The organism is Streptomyces sp. NPDC046727 (assembly GCF_040645635.1).
Classification (GTDB): Bacteria; Actinomycetota; Actinomycetes; order Streptomycetales; family Streptomycetaceae; genus Streptomyces.
The window spans coordinates 305,231-326,847 of sequence record NZ_JBEYYR010000001.1; the positions used below are offsets into that span (position 1 = coordinate 305,231).

The 21,617-nt window shown below is 72.5% G+C and carries 24 protein-coding genes and 3 tRNA genes; 6 read left to right on the top strand and 21 right to left on the bottom strand.

Annotation, left to right across the window (positions count from 1 at the left end; translation table 11 throughout):
- Window positions 1-6 precede the first annotated feature (6 nt).
- The 4 genes from ABZ937_RS01400 to ABZ937_RS01415 form a co-directional block, all read right to left on the bottom strand.
- Window positions 7-459 carry a MaoC family dehydratase N-terminal domain-containing protein gene (locus tag ABZ937_RS01400; protein WP_361684404.1) on the bottom strand — a complete coding sequence of 151 codons (453 nt, stop codon included), beginning with the start codon at window positions 457-459 and terminating at the stop codon, window positions 7-9.
- A 156-nt stretch (window positions 460-615) separates the two neighbouring features.
- Complete coding sequence (rpmG, locus tag ABZ937_RS01405; RefSeq protein ID WP_003948671.1) at window positions 616-780, bottom strand: 50S ribosomal protein L33; 165 nt, start codon at window positions 778-780, stop codon at window positions 616-618.
- A 90-nt stretch (window positions 781-870) separates the two neighbouring features.
- Window positions 871-943, bottom strand: a tRNA-Met gene (locus tag ABZ937_RS01410).
- Window positions 944-989: 46 nt separating this feature from the next.
- Window positions 990-1,062: transfer RNA gene (locus ABZ937_RS01415), tRNA-Thr, on the bottom strand.
- Window positions 1,063-1,408: 346 nt separating this feature from the next.
- On the opposite strand from ABZ937_RS01415, the gene ABZ937_RS01420 reads away from it, so the two are divergent.
- Window positions 1,409-2,674, top strand: coding sequence for an amidohydrolase family protein (locus ABZ937_RS01420; protein ID WP_361684406.1), 1,266 nt, complete (start codon window positions 1,409-1,411; stop codon window positions 2,672-2,674).
- Between the two features lie 140 nt (window positions 2,675-2,814).
- Window positions 2,815-3,471, top strand: a complete 657-nt coding sequence (locus ABZ937_RS01425; protein WP_361684408.1) for an NAD(P)H-binding protein — start codon at window positions 2,815-2,817, stop codon at window positions 3,469-3,471.
- A gap of 85 nt (window positions 3,472-3,556) precedes the next feature.
- Here ABZ937_RS01425 and ABZ937_RS01430 read toward each other — a convergent pair whose 3' ends face one another.
- The 4 genes from ABZ937_RS01430 to ABZ937_RS01445 form a co-directional block, all read right to left on the bottom strand.
- The gene (locus ABZ937_RS01430; RefSeq protein ID WP_361684410.1) at window positions 3,557-3,769 is read right to left on the bottom strand and encodes a hypothetical protein; all 213 of its coding nucleotides are present in this window, start codon (window positions 3,767-3,769) and stop codon (window positions 3,557-3,559) included.
- A gap of 72 nt (window positions 3,770-3,841) precedes the next feature.
- A complete protein-coding gene (locus tag ABZ937_RS01435) occupies window positions 3,842-4,066 on the bottom strand; it encodes a hypothetical protein (protein ID WP_361684412.1) in 225 nt (74 codons plus the stop codon).
- A 44-nt stretch (window positions 4,067-4,110) separates the two neighbouring features.
- The gene (locus ABZ937_RS01440; protein ID WP_361684414.1) at window positions 4,111-4,464 is read right to left on the bottom strand and encodes a DUF6233 domain-containing protein; all 354 of its coding nucleotides are present in this window, start codon (window positions 4,462-4,464) and stop codon (window positions 4,111-4,113) included.
- Between the two features lie 116 nt (window positions 4,465-4,580).
- A tRNA-Tyr gene (locus ABZ937_RS01445) sits at window positions 4,581-4,662 on the bottom strand.
- A gap of 226 nt (window positions 4,663-4,888) precedes the next feature.
- On the opposite strand from ABZ937_RS01445, the gene ABZ937_RS01450 reads away from it, so the two are divergent.
- Window positions 4,889-5,377, top strand: coding sequence for a YajQ family cyclic di-GMP-binding protein (locus ABZ937_RS01450; protein WP_361684416.1), 489 nt, complete (start codon window positions 4,889-4,891; stop codon window positions 5,375-5,377).
- 106 nt (window positions 5,378-5,483) lie between these two features.
- Here ABZ937_RS01450 and ABZ937_RS01455 read toward each other — a convergent pair whose 3' ends face one another.
- Window positions 5,484-5,750 (bottom strand): GlsB/YeaQ/YmgE family stress response membrane protein, encoded by a 267-nt coding sequence (locus tag ABZ937_RS01455; RefSeq protein ID WP_361684418.1) that lies wholly within the window; start codon window positions 5,748-5,750, stop codon window positions 5,484-5,486.
- A gap of 155 nt (window positions 5,751-5,905) precedes the next feature.
- On the opposite strand from ABZ937_RS01455, the gene ABZ937_RS01460 reads away from it, so the two are divergent.
- Window positions 5,906-7,159 carry an APC family permease gene (locus tag ABZ937_RS01460; protein WP_361684420.1) on the top strand — a complete coding sequence of 418 codons (1,254 nt, stop codon included), beginning with the start codon at window positions 5,906-5,908 and terminating at the stop codon, window positions 7,157-7,159.
- A gap of 42 nt (window positions 7,160-7,201) precedes the next feature.
- Here the strand turns inward: ABZ937_RS01460 and ABZ937_RS01465 are convergent, their stop codons facing one another.
- The 12 genes from ABZ937_RS01465 to ABZ937_RS01520 all read right to left on the bottom strand — a co-directional run bounded on the left by ABZ937_RS01465 (window position 7,202) and on the right by ABZ937_RS01520 (window position 18,565).
- Window positions 7,202-7,594, bottom strand: coding sequence for a YccF domain-containing protein (locus tag ABZ937_RS01465; RefSeq protein ID WP_361684422.1), 393 nt, complete (start codon window positions 7,592-7,594; stop codon window positions 7,202-7,204).
- Complete coding sequence (gene htpX, locus ABZ937_RS01470; protein WP_361684424.1) at window positions 7,591-8,451, bottom strand: zinc metalloprotease HtpX; 861 nt, start codon at window positions 8,449-8,451, stop codon at window positions 7,591-7,593. The genes ABZ937_RS01465 and htpX overlap by 4 nt, the downstream gene beginning before the upstream one ends.
- 189 nt (window positions 8,452-8,640) lie before the next feature.
- Window positions 8,641-10,158, bottom strand: coding sequence for an NADH-quinone oxidoreductase subunit N (locus ABZ937_RS01475; RefSeq protein ID WP_361684426.1), 1,518 nt, complete (start codon window positions 10,156-10,158; stop codon window positions 8,641-8,643).
- The gene (locus ABZ937_RS01480; RefSeq protein WP_361684428.1) at window positions 10,155-11,729 is read right to left on the bottom strand and encodes an NADH-quinone oxidoreductase subunit M; all 1,575 of its coding nucleotides are present in this window, start codon (window positions 11,727-11,729) and stop codon (window positions 10,155-10,157) included. The genes ABZ937_RS01475 and ABZ937_RS01480 overlap by 4 nt, the downstream gene beginning before the upstream one ends.
- Window positions 11,730-11,735: 6 nt before the next feature.
- A complete protein-coding gene (locus tag ABZ937_RS01485) occupies window positions 11,736-13,730 on the bottom strand; it encodes an NADH-quinone oxidoreductase subunit L (RefSeq protein ID WP_361684430.1) in 1,995 nt (664 codons plus the stop codon).
- The gene (gene nuoK, locus ABZ937_RS01490) at window positions 13,727-14,101 is read right to left on the bottom strand and encodes an NADH-quinone oxidoreductase subunit NuoK (protein ID WP_361684432.1); all 375 of its coding nucleotides are present in this window, start codon (window positions 14,099-14,101) and stop codon (window positions 13,727-13,729) included. Before nuoK ends, ABZ937_RS01485 begins: the two co-directional genes overlap by 4 nt.
- Window positions 14,101-14,736, bottom strand: coding sequence for an NADH-quinone oxidoreductase subunit J (locus ABZ937_RS01495; protein WP_361684434.1), 636 nt, complete (start codon window positions 14,734-14,736; stop codon window positions 14,101-14,103). Before ABZ937_RS01495 ends, nuoK begins: the two co-directional genes overlap by 1 nt.
- Complete coding sequence (locus ABZ937_RS01500; protein ID WP_361684436.1) at window positions 14,733-15,293, bottom strand: NADH-quinone oxidoreductase subunit I; 561 nt, start codon at window positions 15,291-15,293, stop codon at window positions 14,733-14,735. The genes ABZ937_RS01495 and ABZ937_RS01500 overlap by 4 nt, the downstream gene beginning before the upstream one ends.
- A 2-nt stretch (window positions 15,294-15,295) precedes the next feature.
- Window positions 15,296-16,264: a complex I subunit 1 family protein gene (locus tag ABZ937_RS01505; RefSeq protein WP_361684438.1), complete on the bottom strand. Its 969-nt coding sequence runs from the start codon at window positions 16,262-16,264 to the stop codon at window positions 15,296-15,298.
- Entirely contained in the window at window positions 16,261-17,541 is a 1,281-nt protein-coding gene (locus ABZ937_RS01510; RefSeq protein WP_361684440.1) for an NADH-quinone oxidoreductase subunit C, read from the bottom strand. Before ABZ937_RS01510 ends, ABZ937_RS01505 begins: the two co-directional genes overlap by 4 nt.
- On the bottom strand, window positions 17,538-18,155 hold the full coding sequence (locus ABZ937_RS01515; protein ID WP_361684442.1) for an NADH-quinone oxidoreductase subunit B family protein: 618 nt from the start codon (window positions 18,153-18,155) through the stop codon (window positions 17,538-17,540). The genes ABZ937_RS01510 and ABZ937_RS01515 overlap by 4 nt, the downstream gene beginning before the upstream one ends.
- Window positions 18,146-18,565 carry an NADH-quinone oxidoreductase subunit A gene (locus tag ABZ937_RS01520; RefSeq protein ID WP_361684444.1) on the bottom strand — a complete coding sequence of 140 codons (420 nt, stop codon included), beginning with the start codon at window positions 18,563-18,565 and terminating at the stop codon, window positions 18,146-18,148. The genes ABZ937_RS01515 and ABZ937_RS01520 overlap by 10 nt, the downstream gene beginning before the upstream one ends.
- A 228-nt stretch (window positions 18,566-18,793) precedes the next feature.
- Here ABZ937_RS01520 and ABZ937_RS01525 point away from each other — a divergent pair, with 228 nt between their 5' ends.
- Together ABZ937_RS01525 and ABZ937_RS01530 are read left to right on the top strand one after the other, a co-directional pair.
- Window positions 18,794-20,002, top strand: coding sequence for a sensor domain-containing protein (locus ABZ937_RS01525; protein ID WP_361684446.1), 1,209 nt, complete (start codon window positions 18,794-18,796; stop codon window positions 20,000-20,002).
- Between the two features lie 242 nt (window positions 20,003-20,244).
- A complete protein-coding gene (locus tag ABZ937_RS01530) occupies window positions 20,245-21,564 on the top strand; it encodes a sensor domain-containing protein (protein ID WP_361684448.1) in 1,320 nt (439 codons plus the stop codon).
- Window positions 21,565-21,617: the final 53 nt, after the last annotated feature.

A 21,617-nucleotide genomic window follows, 5' to 3' on the forward strand; every position in this document is an offset into this window, starting at 1 on the left:
TCGTGCTCACGCCTCCTCGGCCGCGCGGGCCACGAGCTTGGTCCAGGCGGTCACGACGTGCTCGCCGGCCTCGTCGTGCACCTCACCGCGGATGTCCAGGATGTCGTTGCCCGCGAGGGACTTGATCGCCTCGATCGTGGAGGTGACCGTGAGCCGGTCGCCGGCGCGCACCGGGCGGGCGTAGGCGAACTTCTGGTCGCCGTGCACGACGCGGCTGTAGTCCAGCCCCAGCTGGGGGTCCTCGACGACCTGTCCGGCGGCACGGAACGTGATGGAGAACACGAAGGTCGGCGGAGCGATCACATCGGGGTGGCCGAACGCCTTGGCGGCCTCGGGGTCCACGTACACCGGGTTGGTCTCGCCCACCGCCTCGGCGAACTCGCGGATCTTCTCCCGGCCCACCTCATAGGGGGCGGTGGGCGGGTAGGTCCGCCCCACGAAGGACTGGTCGAGCGCCATGGCCCGGCACCTCCTGATCTCTGCTGTGATGCCCCCAAATTAGCCGGAACCCGCCGTGGAATGTGCGCGGGGCCGGTGGGGCGAAGTGAGCGCCGAGCCGGTGAAACGCCGTGAGGCCGCCCCCTCGGAAGGGGACGGCCTCGCGGACGAGCCTGATTATCGCGTTTCGCGGTGCGCGGTGTGCGCGTTGCAACGCGGGCAGTGCTTCTTCATCTCAAGACGATCCGGGTTGTTACGCCGGTTCTTCTTGGTGATGTAGTTCCGCTCCTTGCACTCCACGCAGGCCAGCGTGATCTTCGGGCGGACGTCGGTGGCAGCCACGTGAGTGCTCCTAAGACGAACGGATGGTCTAATTCAACGCAAGAAAGAGTAGCCGATCGAAGGACCGACCCCACAATCGGCTACTGTCAGTAGCGGTGACCGGACTTGAACCGGTGACACAGCGATTATGAGCCGCTTGCTCTACCGACTGAGCTACACCGCTTTGATGAGATCAGCCCCCGCCTTGCGACGGGAACCTCTCACACCAGAGCCCCAAAACGGAATCGAACCGTTGACCTTCTCCTTACCATGGAGACGCTCTGCCGACTGAGCTATTGGGGCGAGCGATGAAGACATTACACGGTCCGCCGCCGTTCACCCAAATCCGTATCCGGCCGCCCACCGCGACCCTCTTCCCAGCCCTCTCGGCAACCCCCTGAGCCCCTCGGGGGTGCGTAAGGGGCCCGACGCGCGCGTGGGGCGTGGACAGGCCGGACGTCGGCCACGCGCGCGGGCGACACGTGTACCGCCTGAGGCGGACCACGCCGGTACGACTATTGCGCTCCTGCGCGCCCTGCGCGGCTCGCCACCCTAGGCTCGACTCACTCTGCGTGATCTTGGGGCGATGCACGGCCTCGAATCCCTCAGGCCGGCCCGCCCGAGCCGCCGGCCCCGACCCTGGAGCGCGATGCCCGACAGCCAGCCGCAGCCGCAACCGCCGTCGAACTCGTCGGGGTCCTCGGGACCGTCCGACCCTGCCGCCCTCCTGCTCTGCGGGGCGCGGCTCACCGACGGCAGGACCGTGGACGTACGGCTGGGCGGGGGTCGCATCGAGGCGGTGGGCACGGCAGGCAGTCTCGCGCCGGGCCCGGCCCGGACCGGCGCCACCCGCGTGGACCTGAGCGGCTACCTGCTCCTGCCGGCCCCGGCCGAACCGCACGCCCACGGTGACACCGCCCTGTCCGCCGAGCGCCCCGGCCCGGTGTCGTACGCCCCCGAGGACGTCCAGCGCCGGGCCACGGAGGCGGCCCTGCTGCAGCTCGGGCACGGGGCGACGGCGGTACGCGCGCACGTGCGCGTGGGCGACGTCCAGGGGCTCGGCGCGCTCGGCGCGGTCCTGCAGGCCCGGCGGTCGCTGCGGGGGCTGGCGGAGCTGACGACGGTGGCGATGCCCCGGCTGCTGACCGGGGCGGCCGGGGCCGACGGGCTCGCGATGCTGCGGGACGCGGTGAAGATGGGCGCCTCCGTGGTGGGCGGCTGCCCGGACCTGGACCCGGATCCCACCGGCTACGTGGAAACGGTCCTGGAGGTGGCCTCCGAACAGGGCTGCCCGGTGGACCTGCACACGGACGCGGCCGACCCGGCCCGGCTGTCCCGGCTCGCGGCCATGGCGGGGGGCTTGCGCCCCGGCGTGACGATCGGACCGTGCGCCGGTCTCGCGCGCCTGCCCACCGAGGCCGCCTCCCGCATCGCCGACCAGCTCGCCGCGGCCGGCGTGACGGTGGTGTGCCTGCCCCAGGGCTGCTGCGGCGGCGCCGACCGCCGGGGCGCGGCGCCGGTGCGGCTGCTGCGCGCGGCCGGGGTACGGGTGGCGGCCGGCAGCGGCGCCCTGCGCGATGTCTCGAACCCGGTCGGCCGCGGCGACCCCCTGGAGGCCGCCTACCTCCTCGCCTCCCTCCACGGCCTGCGCCCGGAGGACGCGTACGACGCCGTGTGCGCCTCGGCCCGCGCGGCGCTGGGGCTGCCGGAGGTCCGGGTGGAGGCGGGCTTCCCCGCGGAGCTGCTGGCCGTACGCGGCGACCATCTCGCCGGCGCGCTCTCCCTGGCCTACAGCCGGATCGTGGTGCACCGGGGCCGGGTGGTGGCCCGCACGAGCGCCGTCCGCGAGTACTGCAATTCGGCGGCGGCAGCGGAGCTGGGGCTGCCGCGGCAGGGGCGCGGGGAGCTGTCGTGAGCGTGGTCGGAGGTGCACGCCGGGCGCGCATTCGGGTGGTGCACGCTGGGCGCGCGCCGGCGTGGGCGAGCCCGGCGCACTCCGGCCGCGCCGGTTAACTCGTGCGGCGGATGCGCCCCTTCGGGCGTACGGTCGGATTCATGCGCATTGTCATCGCTGGTGGTCATGGTCAGATCGCGCTGCGGCTGGAGCGTCTGCTCTCCGCGCGCGGAGACGAGGTGGCGGGCATCATCCGCAAGGCCGAACAGGGCGACGATCTGCGGGCGGCCGGAGCCGAACCGGTCCTGCTCGACCTGGAGTCCGCCTCGGTGGAGGAGGTCGCGGCGCACCTCCAGGGCGCGGACGCGGCGGTCTTCGCGGCCGGCGCGGGCCCGGGCAGCGGCACCGCCCGCAAGGACACGGTGGACAGGGGCGCGGCGGTGCTGTTCGCGGACGCGGCCGTACGCGCGCGCGTACGGCGCTTCGTGGTGGTGTCCTCGATGGGCGCGGATCCCGCGCACCGGGGTGACGAGGTCTTCGACGTGTACCTGCGCGCCAAGGGCGAGGCCGACGCGTACGTCACCCGGCAGGAGGCGCTGGACTGGACGATCCTGCGCCCGGGCTCGCTGACGGACGACGCGGGCACCGGCCTGGTCCGTATGGAGGCGCACACGGGACGCGGAGCGATCCCACGGGACGACGTGGCGGCCGTGCTGGCGGAGCTGGTGGACACGCCGGCGACGGCCGGTCTGACGCTGGAGCTGATCAGCGGTTCGACGCCGGTGTCGGTCGCGGTCAAGTCGGTTGCCGGGAACTGAGACCGCCCCTCGGCCGTTGACCGGTCGGACCCGCTGCACACCGGCTCGGACGGGCTGCTGACGACCCGCCAGAACACGTGAGCATTCAGAACAACGGCAGCTGACCGGGAAAGTCCGGCACGACGTAGCCGTCCAAGGACGGCTGGGCGGCTCCGAGTTGTGCCTGCCGCCGGGACCCGGCGCAGGAGACGAGTTCCCCGTGCTCCCGCGCCCCGGGCGGGTCGTGGCGCGCGAAGCGGCCCGCGACGACGGCGATTTCGCGGCGGCACACGGGGCAGGTTCTGCGTCGGGAGGACATGCCGCCAGTGTGCCCGGAACAGGCGCCCCGCGCCTGCGCCCGGACGGGCAGGGCGGCACGACGGCGCCGCGGTCAGGCCCGGGTCTCCGCCTCCCACCGGTCGGGGCCCACTCCGCGCCAGTCGATCAGCGGCGAGTCGGCCACGTCTTCCGGTTCGATCTCCAGCCCCGCCCGGCGGAGGAACTCCACCAGGTCCCGCACGTTGTGCGCGAGGCCGAGAATCTCGCCGTCGACCCGCACCCGGCGGCCGCCGGTCGGGGACGGCACGTGCACGATGATCGGACGTTTCCCGGCCATGGCTCCAGCATCATCCGGACCGGCCGGGCCCGCACCCGGGCCGGTCATTCGAGAATCCCCAGCGTGGTGTCCGGCCGGCACAGCGGGCACGCGGGGACGCCTCCCTCGGTGAGGGCCCGTACCGCCTGATCCCGGCCCACGCCCCTCGCCCGCCCGCCGGCGCCCGTGCAGCCGCCGGCGTGGACGTACACCGCGCTCCGGCCGTTCAGGCCCCGCTCGATGGCCCACTCCGGGGCGGCCTGCCGGGCGGTGAGGCGGCGCTGCCGTTCGGCCTCCCGGCGTTCCTCGTCGGCGATCCACCGGTCGATCAGCGCAAGCTGCCGGGCAGCCTGGTGTTCGACGACGCGGCGGGCGAAGCGCAGCATGTCGAGACGCGTCAGCGGACGGTCCTCGTTCACACGTTCGATTCTAGTGAAGCCATCGGGATCCACGACCATCGGGCCCGCGTCCGGACCACAACGACGAAAGCCCCGTGACCTGCTGTCAAAGCAGGTCACGGGGCCTCGCTCCCGTGTGGCGGCGCCAGGATTCGAACCTGGGAAGGCTGAGCCGGCAGATTTACAGTCTGCTCCCTTTGGCCGCTCGGGCACACCGCCGGGGTGATGCCGCCTTCGAACCCGCTTTCGGCGGTGCTCTCCGGCAACGACGTAAACAATACCCGATGGAGAGGGGTGCTTCGCCACCCGATTGATCTCCACCCCTCGGCTCCCGGGGTGGCTAGGCTGGTGCGGATGCGGCCCGGTGCTCCACCGGGTCCGGCGGTCGCCGCCGCGCACGCCGGCACGCACCCGATCACGCACCCGATACAAGGAGCCACAGGACATGGCCGACTCCAGTTTCGACATCGTCTCGAAGGTCGAGCGGCAGGAGGTCGACAACGCCCTCAACCAGGCCGCCAAGGAGATCTCGCAGCGCTACGACTTCAAGGGCGTGGGGGCCTCGATCTCGTGGTCCGGTGAGAAGATCCTCATGGAGGCGAACTCCGAGGACCGGGTGAAGGCTGTCCTCGACGTCTTCGAGTCGAAGCTCGTCAAGCGCGGCATCTCGCTGAAGGCGCTCGACGCCGGAGAGCCGCAGCTCTCGGGCAAGGAGTACAAGATCTTCGCCTCGATCGAGGAGGGCATCTCCCAGGAGAACGCGAAGAAGGTGGCGAAGATCATCCGTGACGAGGGTCCGAAGGGCGTGAAGGCCCAGGTCCAGGGTGACGAGCTGCGCGTCACCTCCAAGAGCCGTGACGACCTGCAGGCCGTCATCGCGCTCCTGAAGGGCAAGGACTTCGACTTCGCCCTGCAGTTCGTGAACTACCGGTAAGAACCACCGGTACGCACCACCGGTAGGCACCACCGGTAAGCGGACGGTGGGCATAGGAAGGGCGGGCACCCCGCGGTGCCCGCCCTTCCGTGCTGCCGTGCCGCGCTCAGTCGCGTGAGTTGCCGAACAGGATGCGGTACACGATCAGCAGCACCAGGGAGCCGCCGATGGCCGCGGCCCAGGTGGCGCCGTCGTAGAAGTCCTTGGTGATCGGGTGGTCCAGCCAGCGGGCCGAGATCCAGCCGCCTATGAACGCGCCCGCGACGCCGATGAGGGTCGTACCGATGAAGCCGCCGGGGTCGCGGCCCGGCAGCAGGACCTTGGCGATGGCTCCGGCCAGCAGTCCCAGGATGATCCAACCGATGATGCTCATGCCGTGAACCTGCCCTTCCGCGCTGTGTCCGCACTGTCCGGCCCCTGATTTTCCGGTGAGGATCCGCTGTACGTCGCGCGCGTGTTCGTGCCCTGTCGACGAAGAGGACGTCACGGGTCCACCCGCCGGTTGCCGCGCTCAGTAGGGTGCGGCGCATGACACGTACCGATGCCGGTCTGCGCCGCACCCTGGGTGTACGGGACGCCGTGGTCGTCGGCCTCGGCTCGATGGTCGGCGCCGGCGTCTTCTCGGCTCTGGGGCCGGCCGCGCGCGCCGCCGGGTCCGGGCTGCTGCCCGGTCTGGGCGTCGCGGCCGTGGTGGCCTACTGCAACGCCATGTCCTCGGCCCGGCTCGCCGCCCGCTACCCGGCCTCCGGCGGCACCTACGTGTACGGCAGGGAGCGGCTGGGCGCCTTCTGGGGCTATCTCGCCGGCTGGGCCTTCGTGGTCGGCAAGACGGCCTCCTGCGCGGCCATGGCGCTCACTGTGGGCGCCTACGTGTGGCCGGGGCAGGCGCACGCGGTGGCGGTCGCGGCCGTGGTGGCCCTGACCGCCGTGAACTACGGCGGGATCCAGAAGTCCGCATGGCTGACGCGCGTGATCGTGGCCGTCGTCCTGGCCGTTCTCGCGGCCGTGGTCGTCGTCTGCCTCACCTCGGGGCGCGCCGACACGGGACGGCTGGACGTCGGGCTGTCGTCGGGTGCGGGCGGGGTGCTCCAGGCAGCGGGACTGCTGTTCTTCGCGTTCGCCGGGTACGCGCGGATCGCCACCCTCGGGGAGGAGGTGCGCGATCCGGCGCGCACGATTCCGCGGGCGATCCCGCTGGCCCTGGGGATCGCTCTGGTGGTGTACGCGTGCGTGGCCGTCGCGGTGCTCGCGGTCCTCGGCCCGGGCGGGCTCGGGCACGCGGCGGCACCGCTGGCCGACGCGGTGCGGGCGGCCGGGGTGCCGGGGCTCGTGCCCGTGGTGCGGGCCGGGGCGGCGGTGGCCGCGCTGGGCTCCCTGCTCGCGCTGGTCCTCGGGGTGTCCCGTACGACGCTCGCCATGGCCCGCGACGGGCATCTGCCGGGCGCGCTGGCGGCCGTGCATCCGCGGTTCCAGGTGCCGCACCGGGCGGAGCTGGCCGTGGGCGCCGTGGTGGCCGTCCTGGCCGCGACGGTGGACGTGCGCGGCGCGATCGGCTTCTCGTCCTTCGGTGTGCTGGCCTACTACGCCGTCGCCAACGCCTCGGCCTGGACGCTGAGCGCGGCCCCGCTGTCGCGCGTGGTGCCCGCGGTGGGCCTGCTGGGCTGCGCCACGCTGGCGTTCGCGCTGCCCGCGGCCTCGGTGGCCGTGGGCGCGGGCGTGCTCGCGGTGGGCGTGGCGGCCTACGGCGTACGGCGGTGGTGGGCGGAGCGGCGCGGGGCGTGAGGTGCCGTCAGCAGGCCTGACGGGCGTGCGCTGCCGGCTCGCTCAGCGGGACGCGAACGGCTGGTCGGTGGGGACGATCTCGCGGCCCAGCGGCAGCAGGGAGACCGGGATCAGCTTGAAGTTGGCGATGCCGAACGGGATGCCGATGACCGTGATGCACAGGGCGATGCCGGTGGCGATGTGGGCGAGCGCCAGCCACCAGCCGGCCAGGACCAGCCACAGGACGTTGCCGACGCAGGAAGGAGCGCCCGCGTCGCGCCGCTCGACGGTGGTGTACCCGAACGGCCAGAGGGCGTAGAGGCCGATACGGAACGCGGCAATCCCGAACGGGATGCCGATGATCGTGACGCAGAGCAGGACGCCGGCGGCGAGGTAGGCGAGGAAGAGCCAGAAACCGCTCAGCACGAGCCATATGACGTTCAGGATGGTCTTCACGGGCGACCTGCCATCTTCTCGAGCCGGGCGATGCGCTCCGCCATCGGCGGGTGCGTGGAGAACATCTTGGAGAGTCCCTGACCCGGACGGAAGGGGTTGGCGATCATCATGTGGCTCGCCGTCTCGATCCGTGGCTCCGGGGGCAGCGGAAGCTGCTTCGTGCCCGTCTCCAGCTTGCGCAGGGCACTGGCGAGGGCGAGCGGGTCGCCGGTGAGCTGGGCCCCGGAGGCGTCCGCCTCGTACTCCCGGGAACGGCTGATGGCCAGCTGGATCAGGCTGGCGGCGAGCGGGCCCAGGATCATGATCAGCAGCATGCCGAACAGGCCGGGGCCTTCATCGTCGTCCGAGCGGCCGAGGGGAATCAGCCAGGCGAAGTTCACCAGGAACATGATCACCGAGGCCAGTGCGCCCGCGACCGAGGAGATGAGGATGTCCCGGTTGTAGACGTGGCTCAGCTCGTGGCCGATGACGCCGCGCAGCTCGCGCTCGTCCAGGAGACGCAGGATGCCCTCGGTGCAGCACACGGCCGCGTTGCGGGGGTTGCGGCCCGTGGCGAAGGCGTTGGGGGCCTCCGTCGGCGAGATGTACAGCCGGGGCATGGGCTGGCGGGCCTGCGTGGACAGCTCGCGCACCATCCGGTACAGCGCCGGGGCCTCGAACTCGCTGACCGGGCGGGCGCGCATCGCGCGGAGCGCCAGCTTGTCGCTGTTCCAGTACGCGTACGCGTTCGTCCCCAGGGCGACCAGGACCGCGACGATCAGTCCCGTGCGGCCGAAGAAGCTGCCGATGACGATGATGAGTGCGGACAGCCCCCCGAGGAGTACGGCGGTCCTGAGCCCGTTGTGCCGGCGGTGCACGGTGCGCCCTCCAAGTCGTGCAGCTGGGGAACACTTTGGTCCAGTGGACCCTCCCGTATGTGACAACGCCAGGCAAAGGTCCCGAGTTCCCCGGTGCGCCCGGGGTGACGGATCGGCCGTACGGGTGACGTGCGCATTCGCCTCACGCGCGCGTGGCGGCTCGGGTGCCCCACGCGCGCGTGCCGACTCCTAGAACAGTCCGGTGTCCGCGAAGCGGAGGACCAGCTGGGGTGCTCCGGAGAGGGCGACACCGAGGACTCCGGTGAGGGCGATGGCTGCCGTGAGGGGGGCCGGGACGCGGTGCCGGGCGGGCTCGCCCTCGGGGGCGCGGAACAGCAGGGCCGTCCACTGCAGGTAGTAGAAGAGGGCGATGACGACGTTGACGGCCATCACCACGGCGAGCCAGCCGAGGCCCGCGTCGACGGCCGCCGAGAACACGGTGACCTTGGCGAACAGGCCGATGACACCCGGCGGCAGCCCGGCCAGGCAGAGCAGGAAGAAGGCCATCAGGAGCGCGGTGACCGGGTTGGCGGCGTACAGGCCCCGGTAGTCGCTGATCCGGTTCAGTGCCCGGCCGCGGCCCACCAGGGCGGCCACCGCGAACGCGCCGAGGTTCACGGCGGCGTACATCAGGGCGTACGCGACGGTGGAGCCGATCGCCTTCTCGGCGTCCTTGGTGTATCCGGCGGCGGCGATCGGCACCAGCAGGTAGCCGGCCTGGCCGACGGAGGACCAGGCGAGCAGTCGTACGGCGCTGTACGCGCGCGTGGCCTGCTGGCGCAGGGCGGCGACGTTGCCGACGGTCATGGTGAGGGCGGCCAGGGCGGCGAGCGCGGGCCCCCAGACGTCGGCGTACGACGGGAACGCGACGACGGTGACGAGGATCAGGCCGGAGAAGCCGACCGCCTTGCCGACGACGGACAGGTAGGCGGCGACGGGCAGCGGCGCGCCGATGTAGGTGTCGGGCACCCAGAAGTGGAAGGGGACGGCGGCCGTCTTGAAGGCGAAGCCGACGAGGGTGAGGACGACGCCGGTCTGGGCGAGGGTGTGCAGCTGCCCGTCGACGTGCGGCAGGCGCTGGGCGACCTGGGTGAGGTGGAGGGTGCCGGTGGAGGCGTAGACGAAGCTGATGCCCATCAGGCTGACCGCGGTGGCGGTGACCGAGGACAGGAAGAACTTCAGGGCCGCCTCGGAGGACCGCTTGTCGCCGTGCCGGATGCCGACGAGGGCGAAGGCGGGCAGGGAGGCGACCTCCAGGGCGACGATCAGGGTGGCCAGGTCGCGGGAGGCGGGCAGCAGGGCGGCGCCGGCCGCGGAGGACAGCAGCAGGAACCAGAACTCGCCCGGCGGGACGCGGCGCCGTTCGTCGTCCAGGTGGGTGACGGACAGGAGGGCCGCGAGGAGGGCGCCGCCGAGGACCAGGAACTGGATGACGAGGGTGAAGTGGTCGGCGGTGTAGCTGCACGCGCGCGTACCGCCGGTCAGGCAGAAGGTGCTGCGGTCGCCGTCCAGGAGGGGCAGCAGCATCAGCGCCGCCGCGGCGAGTGCGGCGACCGAGACCCGGCCGAGCACGGCCTTGCGGGGCTCGGGCACGAACAGGTCGGCGACGAGGACGGCGAGCGCCACGACGGCCGCGATGGTGGGCGGGGCGATCGCGAGCCAGTCGACGGACTGGACCAGCGACTCGGCAAGCGGCTGGGCGCTCATCGGGTGCCTCCTGCGAGGAGCTGCTGCACGGCCGGGTCGGTCAGGCCGAGCAGGGCCTTCGGCCACAGTCCGGCGAGGACGGTGAGGGCCACGAGCGGGGTCCAGGCGGCGAACTCGTACCCGTGGACGTCGGCGAGCTTCGGGACCTCCCGCTCCGCGCCGCCCATGCAGACGCGGCGGACCACGATCAGCATGTACGCGGCCGTCAGCAGGGTGCCGAAGGCGCCGATCGCCATGAAGGTGAGGAAGGCCGGCCGGCTGAGGTCGGCGGCGGGCCGGAACGCACCGAACAGCGCCAGCATCTCGCCCCAGAACCCGGCGAGTCCGGGCAGCCCGAGCGAGGCGACGGCACCGAACGCGAGCAGGCCGCCGAGGCGCGGTGCCTTGCCGTAGAGGGCGGCGCCGGTCTCCTCGGCGAGGGTGTCCAGGTCGGTGGTGCCCGTGCGGTCCTTGAGCGCGCCGACCAGGAAGAACAGCAGGCCGGTGATGAGGCCGTGGGCGATGTTGGCGAACAGGGCGCCGTTCACGCCGGTCGGGGTCATGGTGGCGATGCCCAGCAGGACGAAGCCCATGTGGCCCACGGAGGAGTAGGCGATCAGCCGCTTGAGGTCGCCCTTCGCGCCCCGCTTGGCGAGGGCCAGGCAGGCGAGGGACCCGTAGATGATCCCGACGACGGCGAACGCGGCGAGGTACGGCGCGAAGGTGTGGAAGCCGTCCGGCGCGATCGGCAGAAGGATCCGGACGAAACCGTACGTGCCCATCTTCAGCAAGACGCCGGCCAGCAGCACCGAGCCGACGGTCGGCGCGGCGGTGTGGGCGTCGGGCAGCCAGCTGTGCAGCGGCCACATCGGCGTCTTCACCGCGAGCCCGATCGCGATCGCGAGAACGGCGATGACCTGCACGGACGTGGTCAGCGACCGGCCGTTGTCAGTGGCGAGTGCCACCATGTCGAACGTGCCCGCCTTGATTCCGATCAGGAGCAGGCCGAGCAGCATGACCACGGAGCCGAGCAGCGTGAACAGGATGAACTTCCACGCGGCCCGGGTCCGGCCCTCGCCGCCCCAGCGGGCGATGAGGAAGTACATCGGGATGAGCACCATCTCGAACGCGAGGAAGAACAGCAGCAGGTCGAGGACGGCGAAGGTGGCGAGGGTGCCGGACTCCAGCAGGAGCAGCAGGGCGACGAACGCCTTCGGGGACGGGCCCGACGGCGGCTTGAAGTAGGAGTAGAGCGCGCAGAGGAAGGTCAGCAGCGCGGTCAGGACCAGAAGGGGGAGGGAGATGCCGTCGGTGCCGAGGTGGATCCGCACGTCGAGTGCGGGGATCCAGCTGATGTCGGTGGTGGCCTGCATCTTCGACGGATGGTCGTGGTCGAAGCCGAGCGCGAGGACGATCGCGGCGACGAGGATCGCGCCGGTGACGGTCACGCCGTGCCGCAGCACGGCTTGCTCGGGCGACTTCCCCTTCAGTCCGGGCGGGGCCGGGAGGAGAGCGGCGGCGGCACCGAGGAGCGGGCCGACGACGACGAATGCCAGAAGGAACTGCATCACGGACTCGTTGATATCGATCACGCCTGCTCACGCTCCCGTGGCGACGAGGAGGACGGCGACCGCCAAGACGACGGTGCCGGCGAGCAGCGCGCTCACATAGGTCTGCACATTGCCGGTCTGGGCGCGCCGTACGGCGGCCCCGAGCAGCCGGGGCAGGGCGGCGGCGCCGTGTACGTAGGTGTCGACGACCTCGCGGTCGAGGAACCGGACGAGGCTCGCTCCGGCCTGGACCGGGCGGACGAACAGGGCCGAGTACACGGCGTCCAGGTGGAAGCCGGCGGCCGCGTGCCGGTGCAGCGGGCCGAGCAGCAGCCGCCCGGGGTCCGCCGGGTCGGGGGCGTAGGCGATGTCGCCGTAGGCAGGCTCGTGGGTGGCGATGGCCTCGGCCTCGACCAGGCCGGCGTCGCCCTCGGGGTGGGCGGCGACGGCGCCCAGCGGGATGCGGGCGGCAAGTGCGGAGGTGCGCTGCCAGGCGCCGTGGGTGAGCAGCCCGCCGACCACGGCGAGGCCCGTGCCGAGGATCGAGGTGAGGAGGGTCGGGGTCAGGTCGCGGCCGTCGAACCAGCCGGGCAGCGAGCGGTAGGCGAGCCCGCCGAAGGCGAGGGAGGGAAGCGCCAGGACCCAGAGCACCACGGTCATGGTGAGCGGCTGCCGGCCGTGGTCGGGGGCCTCGGCACCTCGGCCGCGGAAGGCCAGCAGCCACAGCCGGGTGGCGTACGCGGCGGTGAGCAGGGCGGTGAGCAGGCCGGCGACGAGGACGATCCAGCCGGCGGCGCCGGGGGCGTGCTCGGTGTGGCCGGCGGTCACGTGCTCGGCGGCGCCGAGGACGGACTCCTTGGAGAAGAAGCCGCTGAAGGGAGGGATCGCGGCGAGCGCGAGCAGCGCCACGGTCATCGTCCAGTAGGCGTCCGGGACGCGGTCGCGCAGCCCGTGCATGCGGGACATGGCGGCGAGTGAGTTGGTGCCGGCGGCGTGGATGATCACGCCGGCGGCGAGGAACAGCAGCGCCTTGAAGGCGCCGTGGGACAGGAGGTGGAAGACGGCGGCACCGCGGTCGCCGACGGCGAGGGCGCCGGTCATGTAGCCGAGCTGGCCGATCGTCGAGTAGGCGAGGACGCGTTTGATGTCGTCCTGGGCGAGCGCGGCGAGACCGGAGCCGGCCATCGTGACGGCGGCCATGACGGCGAGGACCACCATCGCGGCCTGGGACGCCTCGAAGACGGGAAGGAGACGGGCGATGAAGTAGACACCGGCGGCGACCATCGTCGCGGCGTGGATCAGCGCCGAGACGGGCGTCGGGCCCGCCATCGCGTCCGGGAGCCAGGTGTGCAGCGGGAACTGCGCCGACTTGCCCGCGACGCCCGCGAGCAGCAGCAGCGCGATCAGTGTCGGGTGGTCGAGGCCGCCGCTCGCGACGGTGCCGAGGACGCGGGTGATGCGGAACGACCCGGCGTCGGTGGCGAGGGCGAACAGGCCGATGAGGAACGGCACGTCGCCGAGCTTGGTGACCAGGAACGCCTTCAGGGAGGCGGCGCGGGCCTCGGGGGTCTCCCAGTAGTGGCCGACCAGGAAGTAGGAGCAGATGCCCATGACTTCCCAGCCGACCAGCAGAACGATCAGGTCGCCGGAGTAGACGACCAGGAGCATCGCGGAGGTGAACAGGGAGACGAGAGCGGCGTACGAGGGGTAGCGCGGGTCGTCCCGCAGGTAGCCCGTGGAGTAGATCTGCACGCAGCTCGCGACGAACGCGACCAGGACGGCGACGAGCGCGGCGAAGCCGTCGATGTGCAGGGCCAGCTCGATCGGCACGGATCCGGTGGGCGTCAGCTCGGTGTGGGCGTCGACGGCCTGGTCGCCGCCCTGCCGTACGGCGACCAGCGCGGCCAGCACCAGCGAGGCCAGCGGCGGCAGCACGGCGAGCGGGCGGACGAATCCGGGGGCGGTACGGCCGAGCAGCAGACCGGCCGCGGCGCCCAGGAACGGCAGGAGGGGGACGAGGACGGCGAGGGTGGTCGTGGTCACGCGGAGGCCTCAGCCTTCTCGGCCGCGGAGGTGCCGGGGCCCTCGGGCTCGGCGCCCTCGGCGGTGTCGCGGAGCTTGTCGATGTCGGAGGTGCCGCGGTTGCGGTAGACGGCGAGCACGATCGCCAGGCCGATGCCGATCTCGGCGGCGGCGATGGCGATGGTGAACAGGGTCAGCGCCTGGCCGGAGTGCAGGGTGTCCTTCGCAGTCCGGCTGAGCCAGACGTCGAAGGCGACCAGGTTGAGGTTGACGGCGTTGAGCATCAGCTCGACCGACATCAGGACCAGGATCGCGTTGCGGCGGGCGAGGACGCCGTACAGGCCGGTGCAGAAGAGGAGAGCGGAGAGTACGGCGGGGTAGGCGAGGTGCATCAGCGGGCGCCTTCCTTGTCGCCGGGGACGTCGACGCCGGCGGGGGCGCCGAAGGCCGCGTCCGCCTCGGCCTTGCGGGACAGCACGATCGCGCCGACCAGCGCCGCGAGGAGCAGCACGGACAAGGCCTCGAACGGCAGTACCCAGTGCCGGAACAGGCTCGCACCCGTGACCCGGGTACTGCCGGCGGCCGGGCCGTCCAGGTCGATCCAGGTGGTGCGGAAGGCGTCCACGACCACCCACACCAGGGCGACGGCGGAGGCGACCGCGACGGCCAGAGCGGCCCAGCGGTTGCCGGAGTCGGCGTCCGGGGAGCGGCCGATGGGGGCCTTGGTGAGCATCAGACCGAACAGCAGGAGGACGACGACGGAACCGACGTAGATCAGGACCTGCACCCAGGCGATGAACTCGGCCGTGAGCAGCAGGTACTCGACGGCGAGGCCGCCGAGGGTGACCACCAGCCAGAGGGCGGCGTGCACCAGCTGGCGGGTGGTGACGGTGACCAGCGCGGCGCCGAGGGTGACCAGGCCGACGAGCAGGAAGGCGATCTCCACGCCGGTCGGGGACAGGAAGCCGTTCCCGGCCGCGACGAGGTTCCCCGTCGCGGCGAGGTTCACGGGTGCGGCGAGGGTCACGACTCGCCCTCCTGCGGCTCCTGCGGCTCGGCCTGGGCGGCGGCCAGCTTCTCGGCGGTCTTGCGGGCGGCGGCGATCTCCTTGGGTTCCTCCGCGCCGGGGTCCAGGGCGGGCGGGGCCGGCACGGTCCACATCCACTCGCGGAGCTTGTCCCGCTCGTGGGTGAGGTCGCGGATGTCGGTCTCGGCGTACTCGAACTCCGGGGACCAGAACAGCGCGTCGAAAGGGCAGACCTCGATGCAGATACCGCAGTACATGCACAGGGAGAAGTCGATCGCGAACCGGTCGAGGACGTTGCGGCTGCGCTCGCGTCCGCCGGGGGCGGCGGGCGGGACCGTCTCCTTGTGGGAGTCGATGTAGATGCACCAGTCCGGGCACTCGCGGGCGCAGAGCATGCAGACCGTGCAGTTCTCCTCGAACAGGCCGATCACGCCGCGGGTGCGGGGCGGCAGCTCGGGCAGGGCGTCCGGGTACTGCTCGGTGACGGACTTCCTCGTCATCGTGCGCAGGGTGACGGCCAGGCCCTTGGCCAGGCCGCTACCAGGAATGGGGGCCATGGTTACTGGATCACCACCTTGACGATGCCGGTGAGGGCGATCTGGGCGAGGGAGAGGGGGACGAGGAGGGTCCAGGAGAGCTTCTGGAGCTGGTCCTCGCGCAGCCGCGGGTAGGTCACGCGGAGCCAGATGACCAGGAAGGCGAGGATCGCGGTCTTCAGCAGGGTCCAGACCCAGCCGAGGCCGTCGGCGCCCCACGGGCCGTGCCAGCCGCCCAGGAAGAGGACGGTGGTCAGGCCGCACAGGACGACGATGCCGGCGTACTCGGCGAGCAGGAACAGGGCGAAGCGCAGGCCGGTGTACTCGGTGTACGCGCCGAAGATGATCTCCGAGTCGGCGACCGGCATGTCGAACGGCGGGCGCTGCAGCTCGGCGAGTCCGGCCACGAAGAAGACGACCGCGCCGACGATCTGCCAGGGCACCCACCACCAGTGGAAGGAGTGCAGGATGCCGGGCAGGGAGACCGTGCCCGCCGCCATCGCGACCGAGGCCGCCGCCAGCAGCATCGGGAGTTCGTAGGCGAGCAGCTGGGCCGCCGTGCGCAGGCCGCCCAGCAGGGAGAACTTGTTGGCGCTGGCCCAGCCGGCCATCAGCGAGCCGAGCACGCCGACGCCCATCACCGCGAGCACGAAGAACACGCCGGCGTCCAGGACCTGGCCGACGGCGCCCTCGCTCGGGCCGATCGGGATGGCCAGCAGGACGAGGAGATACGGCAGCAGGGCCACGGCGGGGGCGAGCTGGAAGACGCGGCGGTCGGCGCCCGCCGGGACCACGTCCTCCTTCTGCGCGAACTTCACGCCGTCGGCGATGAGCTGGGCCCAGCCGTGGAAGCCGCCCGCGTACATCGGGCCGAGGCGGCCCTGCATGTGGGCCATCACCTTGTGCTCGGTCTGGCCCACGATCAGCGGGAAGGTGAGGAAGACGACGAAGACGACCAGGAGTCGCAGAGCGACGTCCAGCGCGTCGTTCACTGCGGGCCTCCTGTGGGGTCAGAGTCGGCGTCGGGGTCGTCGGGGGTGCTCGGGGCTTCGGGGGCCTTGGGGCGTGACTCGGGCGCGGGGGCCTGCTCCGGTGCGGGGGCCTGCTCCCGTTCGGGGGCACGTTCCGGTTCCGGGGTCCGCTGTGACTCGTCGAAGGCCGGGCGGGCGTGGTGCCACGGGGCGTCCGAGCTGCGCGGAGCCGTGGTCTTGCGGGCGGAGCCGGCCGGCTCCTGCGGTTCCGTCGGCTCGGACGGGGCCGGCTCCGGTGCCTGGGCGCGCTGTGTGGCCGAGCCTTCCGAGGCGCTGCGCGCGCGGCGCGGCCGGGCGGGCGGGGGTGCCGTCCCCTCCGCCGGCGGCTTCGCCGCGGCCTGCCGGCCGGTGTCGCCCTCGGCCCCGGTCTGCTCGCGCGCCGCCGCGTCCTCGGGCCGCGCCGCCGCCTGGCTCACCGAGCCCTCGCTCGCGCTGCGCATCCGGCGCGGCCGGGCGGGGGCACCCGCACCGGCACCTGTCGGCGCGGTCGGCGCGCCCGCCGCACCCGTGGCAGCAGCCTCGCCGCCCGGTGCCGCCGGTGCCGCCTGGCTGGCCGAGCCCTCCGCGGCCGAGCGGGTGCGCCGTACCGGGCGGTCCCCGGCGGCGCGCGCCGGGCGGTCTCCCGCCGCGCGGCCCGCCGCCCTGGCCGGACGGGCCGGAGCCGGGGGCAGCTGGCCCTTGAGCGGGCCCCACTCGTTGGGATCCGGCACACCCGGGGGCAGCATCTGGCGGCGCTTGGGGCCGCCGTGCTCGGATTCGCCGGGTTCCTTGGCGCCCGGCCACGCCTTGGCGACACGGGCGGCGAGCACGAAGTCCTTGCGCAGCGGGTGCCCCTCGAAGTTCTCGGGGAGCAGCAGGTGGTCCAGCCCGGGATGGCCCTCGAAGGCGACGCCGAACATCTCGTGGGTCTCACGCTCGTGCCAGGCGGCGCCCGCGTAGACGCCGACGGCCGAGGGCAGGGCCGGGGCGTCGTGCGGGACCGTCGTACGGACGAGGAGGCGGCGGACCGGGTTCAGGGCGACGACGTGCGCCGACACACGGAAGCCCGTGCCCGGTTCGTCGACCGCGCTCAGCCAGTCGAAGTAGGTGCAGGCCAGGGTCGTACGGGCCGTCTCCAGGGCGGTGAGCCAGGCGGACGGCGGTACGTCCACGGTCAGGAGGTCGTACGACTCCTCGGCCGTGGCGTCCGCGCCGAAGAGTTCCTCGGCGGGGGCGGGGAGCCAGCCGGCCGTGCTCATCGTGCGTCCCCCTCGGGCGCGGGGGCCGGCGCCGGCGGCTTGACCAGGCCGCTCTGCAGGGCGGCGGTCGACGGGCGGGCGGTGCCGGTGCCGTACCGCTCGCCCAGCGACTCGCGGGCGATCTTCTCCTGGAGCTTGAGGATGCCCTGCAGCAGCGCTTCGGGGCGCGGCGGGCAGCCGGGGACGTAGACGTCCACCGGGATGATCTGGTCGACGCCCTTGGTGACGGAGTAGGAGTCCCAGTACGGGCCGCCGCAGTTGGAGCAGGCGCCGAAGGAGATGACGTACTTCGGCTCGGGCATCTGCTCGTACAGGCGCTTGACGGCCGGGGCCATCTTGTCGGTGACCGTGCCGGAGACGACCATCAGGTCGGCCTGGCGGGGGCCCGGCGCGAAGGGGATGACGCCGAGCCGGATGAAGTCGTGGCGGGCCATCGACGCGGCGATGAACTCGATCGCGCAGCAGGCGAGGCCGAAGTTGAACACCCAGAGCGAGTAGCGGCGGCCCCAGTTCAGGACCACCTTCATCGGCTCGGGCGCCAGGCGGGCCAGGGCACCGAGCCGCTTCGGCTCCGGCAGGAGGACGGGCTCGGGCACTGAGGGGTTCACGTCCATGCCAGGACGCCCTTCTTGTATGCGTACAGCAGGCCCACGGCGAGGAAGCCGAGGAAGATGAACATCTCCACGAGGGTCGTCGCGCCGTAGCCGGGGGCGGCGAAGACCGTCGCCCAGGGGAACAGGAAGATCGAGTCGACCGCGAAGATCACGTACAGGAAGGCGTAGACGTAGTAGCGGACCTGGGTGTGGGCCCAGCCCTCGCCGACGGGGTCGACACCGCACTCGTAGGTCAGGAGTTTCTCCGGCGTCGGCACGACCGGGCGCAGCAGGCGGCCCGCGCCGAAGGCGACCGCGACGAAGAGCACGCCGATGAGGGCGAGCAGTCCGACCACCGAGTAGGACCCGAAGTATCCGGCCGCGACAGCGTTCGCCGCGGTGACCGACGAGTCCCCCAACGTCTCCCGCACCGTCCGTCCCTCGCTCCCTGACCTCGTGACCTTAGTGAACCAGTGACCTCTGTGCTGCCTCTGATTCGAGGATCTGTACGCACGGGAGTCTAGGCCCTGATAAAGACGCCGTAAGCAGCCCGTCACGCCGTGAGACAGCTGGAGCCTGTGGGGTGGGGTTTTCCCCCGGCGGCGGAGGGCGGCGTACCGCATGGCGTGAAGGGTGCCGGGCACGGCAGGCTGATCAGCATGACCGCTCCCAGCCCCGCCGCCGACCGGACCGACGGCACCCACGCACGTGACGGACACGACGGCCCGCACCGTCTGCCTCCGCCCCGGCCCGCCTATGACGCGCACACCTGGAAGGAGATCCTGTATCTCCTGCTGAATCTGCCGGTGGCGGTGTTCGGGTTCACGTACGCGTTCACCGTGCTGGTGGCGGGCGGCACCCTCACCCTCACCGCGATCGGTCTCCCGCTGCTCGCGCTCTGCCTGCTGGGCGCGCGGCAGCTGGGGAAGCTGGAGCGGGCCCGGGCCCGGAAACTGCTCGGGGTGCGGGTGGAGGAGCCGACGCCGCTGCCGCTCGCGAAGAGCGGAGGCCCGATGCAGCGGCTGTGGATGGCGCTGAAGGACCCGGTGGGCTGGCGGACGCTGCTGTACGACGTGATCCGGCTTCCCTGGGGCATCCTCACCTTCTGCACCGTGCTGACCTCGCTGTTCGTGCTGTGGCCGGTGCTGCCGTACCTCGCTCGGGGCATGGCGAACCTGGATCGGGCGATGGTGCGGGGGCTGCTGTCGCCCTCGGACGAGCTGGAACGCCGTATCGCCGAACTCGAGTCCGATCGCGGGATCGTGGTCGACACGGCGGCGGCCGATCTTCGCCGCATCGAGCGGGACCTGCACGACGGGGCGCAGGCCCGGCTGGTGAACCTGGCCATGGGCCTCGGCCTGGCCAAGGAGAAGCTGCTGGAGGACCCCGACTCGGCGGCGGCGATGGTGGCGGAGGCGCACGGCGAGGTGAAGCTGGCCCTCCAGGAGCTGCGCGACCTGGCCCGGGGCATCCACCCGGCCGTGCTCACCGACCGCGGCCTGGACGCGGCCCTGTCGTCCGTCGCCTCGCGCTGCACGGTGCCGGTGACAGTGACGGTGGACCTGCCGTACCGGCCGGCGGCGGCCATCGAGGGCATCGCCTACTTCACCGTCTCCGAGCTGCTGCAGAACATCAGCAAGCACAGCCGCGCCCGGACCGCGTCGGTCGACGTGTGGCGCACGGAGGACCGGCTGCTCATCCAGGTCCGGGACGACGGACAGGGCGGCGCCCGGCTGGACGGCGGCAGCGGCATACGGGGCCTGGCCGACCGGCTGGGCGCGGTGGACGGCCTGTTCGTGGTCGACTCCCCGGCCGGCGGCCCGACGGTGGTCACCGCGGAGCTGCCGTGGCGGGACCGGCAGGAGTGATCGGCAGGAGTGACCACCGCGCGGGCGGCACACGCGCGCGTGGAGCGCAGAAATCGACTACGCGCGTGGGACGCGGAAACCTGCCACGCGCGCGTGGACCGCGGAAAACGAGCGGGGCGCAGGGGTGGGGAAAACCCCCCGCTCAAGACGCCGACGGACTCCATGGCCCGCGGACGGCGCGCGGGCGACTCTGGAGTCACGGCTGAAACGCCGCTCGGACGAGGAGAACAGGACGACAGTCGATGGCCATGGAGTACGGACACGGGTACGCGGCCGGCACCGGTCACCGGATGCCCGCCGCCCTGCGGGCGCCGTTCGAGGCGCGCAGCTGGCGCGAGTTCGCCTATGTGCTGCTGAGCCTGCCGGTCTCCGTGGTGCTGTTCAGCTGGACGGTGACGATGGTCGCCCTCGGGGCGGGCCTGCTGGTGACCTTCCTCGGCATCCCGGTGCTGGCGGCGGCGCTCGCCGGCTGCCGGGGCTTCGGCATGCTGGAGCGGGCGCGGGCGCGCGGGCTGCTCCGCGTCGACGTGGCCGAGCCGGAGCCGCTGCGGATGCGCAAGCCGGGCGCGGCGGCCTGGATGGGCGCGCTGCTCAAGAGCGGCGCCTCCTGGCGGCACGTGCTGTACGCGCTGGTGCAGTTCCCGTGGGCGGTGTTCGCGTTCTCGGTGGCGGTGAGCTTCTGGACCTGCGGCTGGGCGCTGCTGACCTACCCGCTGTGGTTCTGGGCGTTCCCGGCCTACGCCGGCCAGGGCGGGCTTCAGCTGTACGGCGACGCCCACCACAGCGTCTACCTCGACAACCCGTTCGAGATCACCGTGACCGCGCTGGTCGGGCTGGTGTTCACGCTGGCCACGCCGTGGCTCGTCCGGGCCCTGACCACCGTGGACGGGCTGCTGGTGCGCGGGCTGCTCGGGCCGTCGCCGCTGTCGGCGCGGGTGGTGGAGCTGGAGTCGGACCGGGGGGCCGTGGTCGACACGGCCGCCGCCGACCTGCGGCGCATCGAGCGGGACCTGCACGACGGGGCGCAGGCCCGGCTGGTCAACCTGGCGATGGACCTGGGGCTGGCGAAGGAGAAGCTGCGGGAGGACCCGCAGACGGCGGCGCGGATGGTGGAGGAGGCGCACGGCGAGGTGAAGACGGCCCTCCAGGAGCTGCGCGACCTCGCCCGGGGCATCCACCCGGCCGTGCTCACCGACCGCGGCCTGGACGCGGCCCTGTCGTCCGTCGCCTCCCGCTGCACCGTGCCGGTGACGGTGGAGGTCGACCTGCCGGCCCGCCCGGCGGCGGCCATCGAGGGCATCGCCTACTTCACCGTCTCCGAGCTGCTGCAGAACATCAGCAAGCACAGCCGCTCCCGGACCGCGTCGGTCGACGTGTGGCGCGCGGAGGACCGGCTGATGCTGCAAGTGGTCGACGACGGCGTGGGCGGCGCGGACGTCGCGCGGGGCTCGGGGCTGGCCGGTCTCGCCGCGCGCCTGGACGCGGTGGACGGCGTCCTGGTGGTGGACTCCCCGGCCGGCGGCCCCACCCGGGTGATCGCGGAACTGCCCTGGCGCGCTTGAGCCGGCGCGCTTGAGAGCGCATCCGGCTCCCGCCGGTCCCCTCCGGCATCCCC

Coding starts and splice junctions, on each gene's coding strand:
- ABZ937_RS01400 (WP_361684404.1), bottom strand. CDS start 459: ATGGCGCTCGACCAGTCCTTCGTGGGGCGGACCTACCCGCCCACCGCC.
- ABZ937_RS01420 (WP_361684406.1), top strand. CDS start 1,409: ATGCCCGACAGCCAGCCGCAGCCGCAACCGCCGTCGAACTCGTCGGGG.
- ABZ937_RS01425 (WP_361684408.1), top strand. CDS start 2,815: ATGCGCATTGTCATCGCTGGTGGTCATGGTCAGATCGCGCTGCGGCTG.
- ABZ937_RS01430 (WP_361684410.1), bottom strand. CDS start 3,769: ATGTCCTCCCGACGCAGAACCTGCCCCGTGTGCCGCCGCGAAATCGCC.
- ABZ937_RS01435 (WP_361684412.1), bottom strand. CDS start 4,066: ATGGCCGGGAAACGTCCGATCATCGTGCACGTGCCGTCCCCGACCGGC.
- ABZ937_RS01450 (WP_361684416.1), top strand. CDS start 4,889: ATGGCCGACTCCAGTTTCGACATCGTCTCGAAGGTCGAGCGGCAGGAG.
- ABZ937_RS01455 (WP_361684418.1), bottom strand. CDS start 5,750: ATGAGCATCATCGGTTGGATCATCCTGGGACTGCTGGCCGGAGCCATC.
- ABZ937_RS01460 (WP_361684420.1), top strand. CDS start 5,906: ATGACACGTACCGATGCCGGTCTGCGCCGCACCCTGGGTGTACGGGAC.
- ABZ937_RS01475 (WP_361684426.1), bottom strand. CDS start 10,158: ATGAGCGCCCAGCCGCTTGCCGAGTCGCTGGTCCAGTCCGTCGACTGG.
- nuoK (WP_361684432.1), bottom strand. CDS start 14,101: ATGCACCTCGCCTACCCCGCCGTACTCTCCGCTCTCCTCTTCTGCACC.
- ABZ937_RS01500 (WP_361684436.1), bottom strand. CDS start 15,293: ATGGCCCCCATTCCTGGTAGCGGCCTGGCCAAGGGCCTGGCCGTCACC.
- ABZ937_RS01510 (WP_361684440.1), bottom strand. CDS start 17,541: ATGAGCACGGCCGGCTGGCTCCCCGCCCCCGCCGAGGAACTCTTCGGC.
- ABZ937_RS01515 (WP_361684442.1), bottom strand. CDS start 18,155: ATGGACGTGAACCCCTCAGTGCCCGAGCCCGTCCTCCTGCCGGAGCCG.
- ABZ937_RS01525 (WP_361684446.1), top strand. CDS start 18,794: ATGACCGCTCCCAGCCCCGCCGCCGACCGGACCGACGGCACCCACGCA.
- ABZ937_RS01530 (WP_361684448.1), top strand. CDS start 20,245: ATGGCCATGGAGTACGGACACGGGTACGCGGCCGGCACCGGTCACCGG.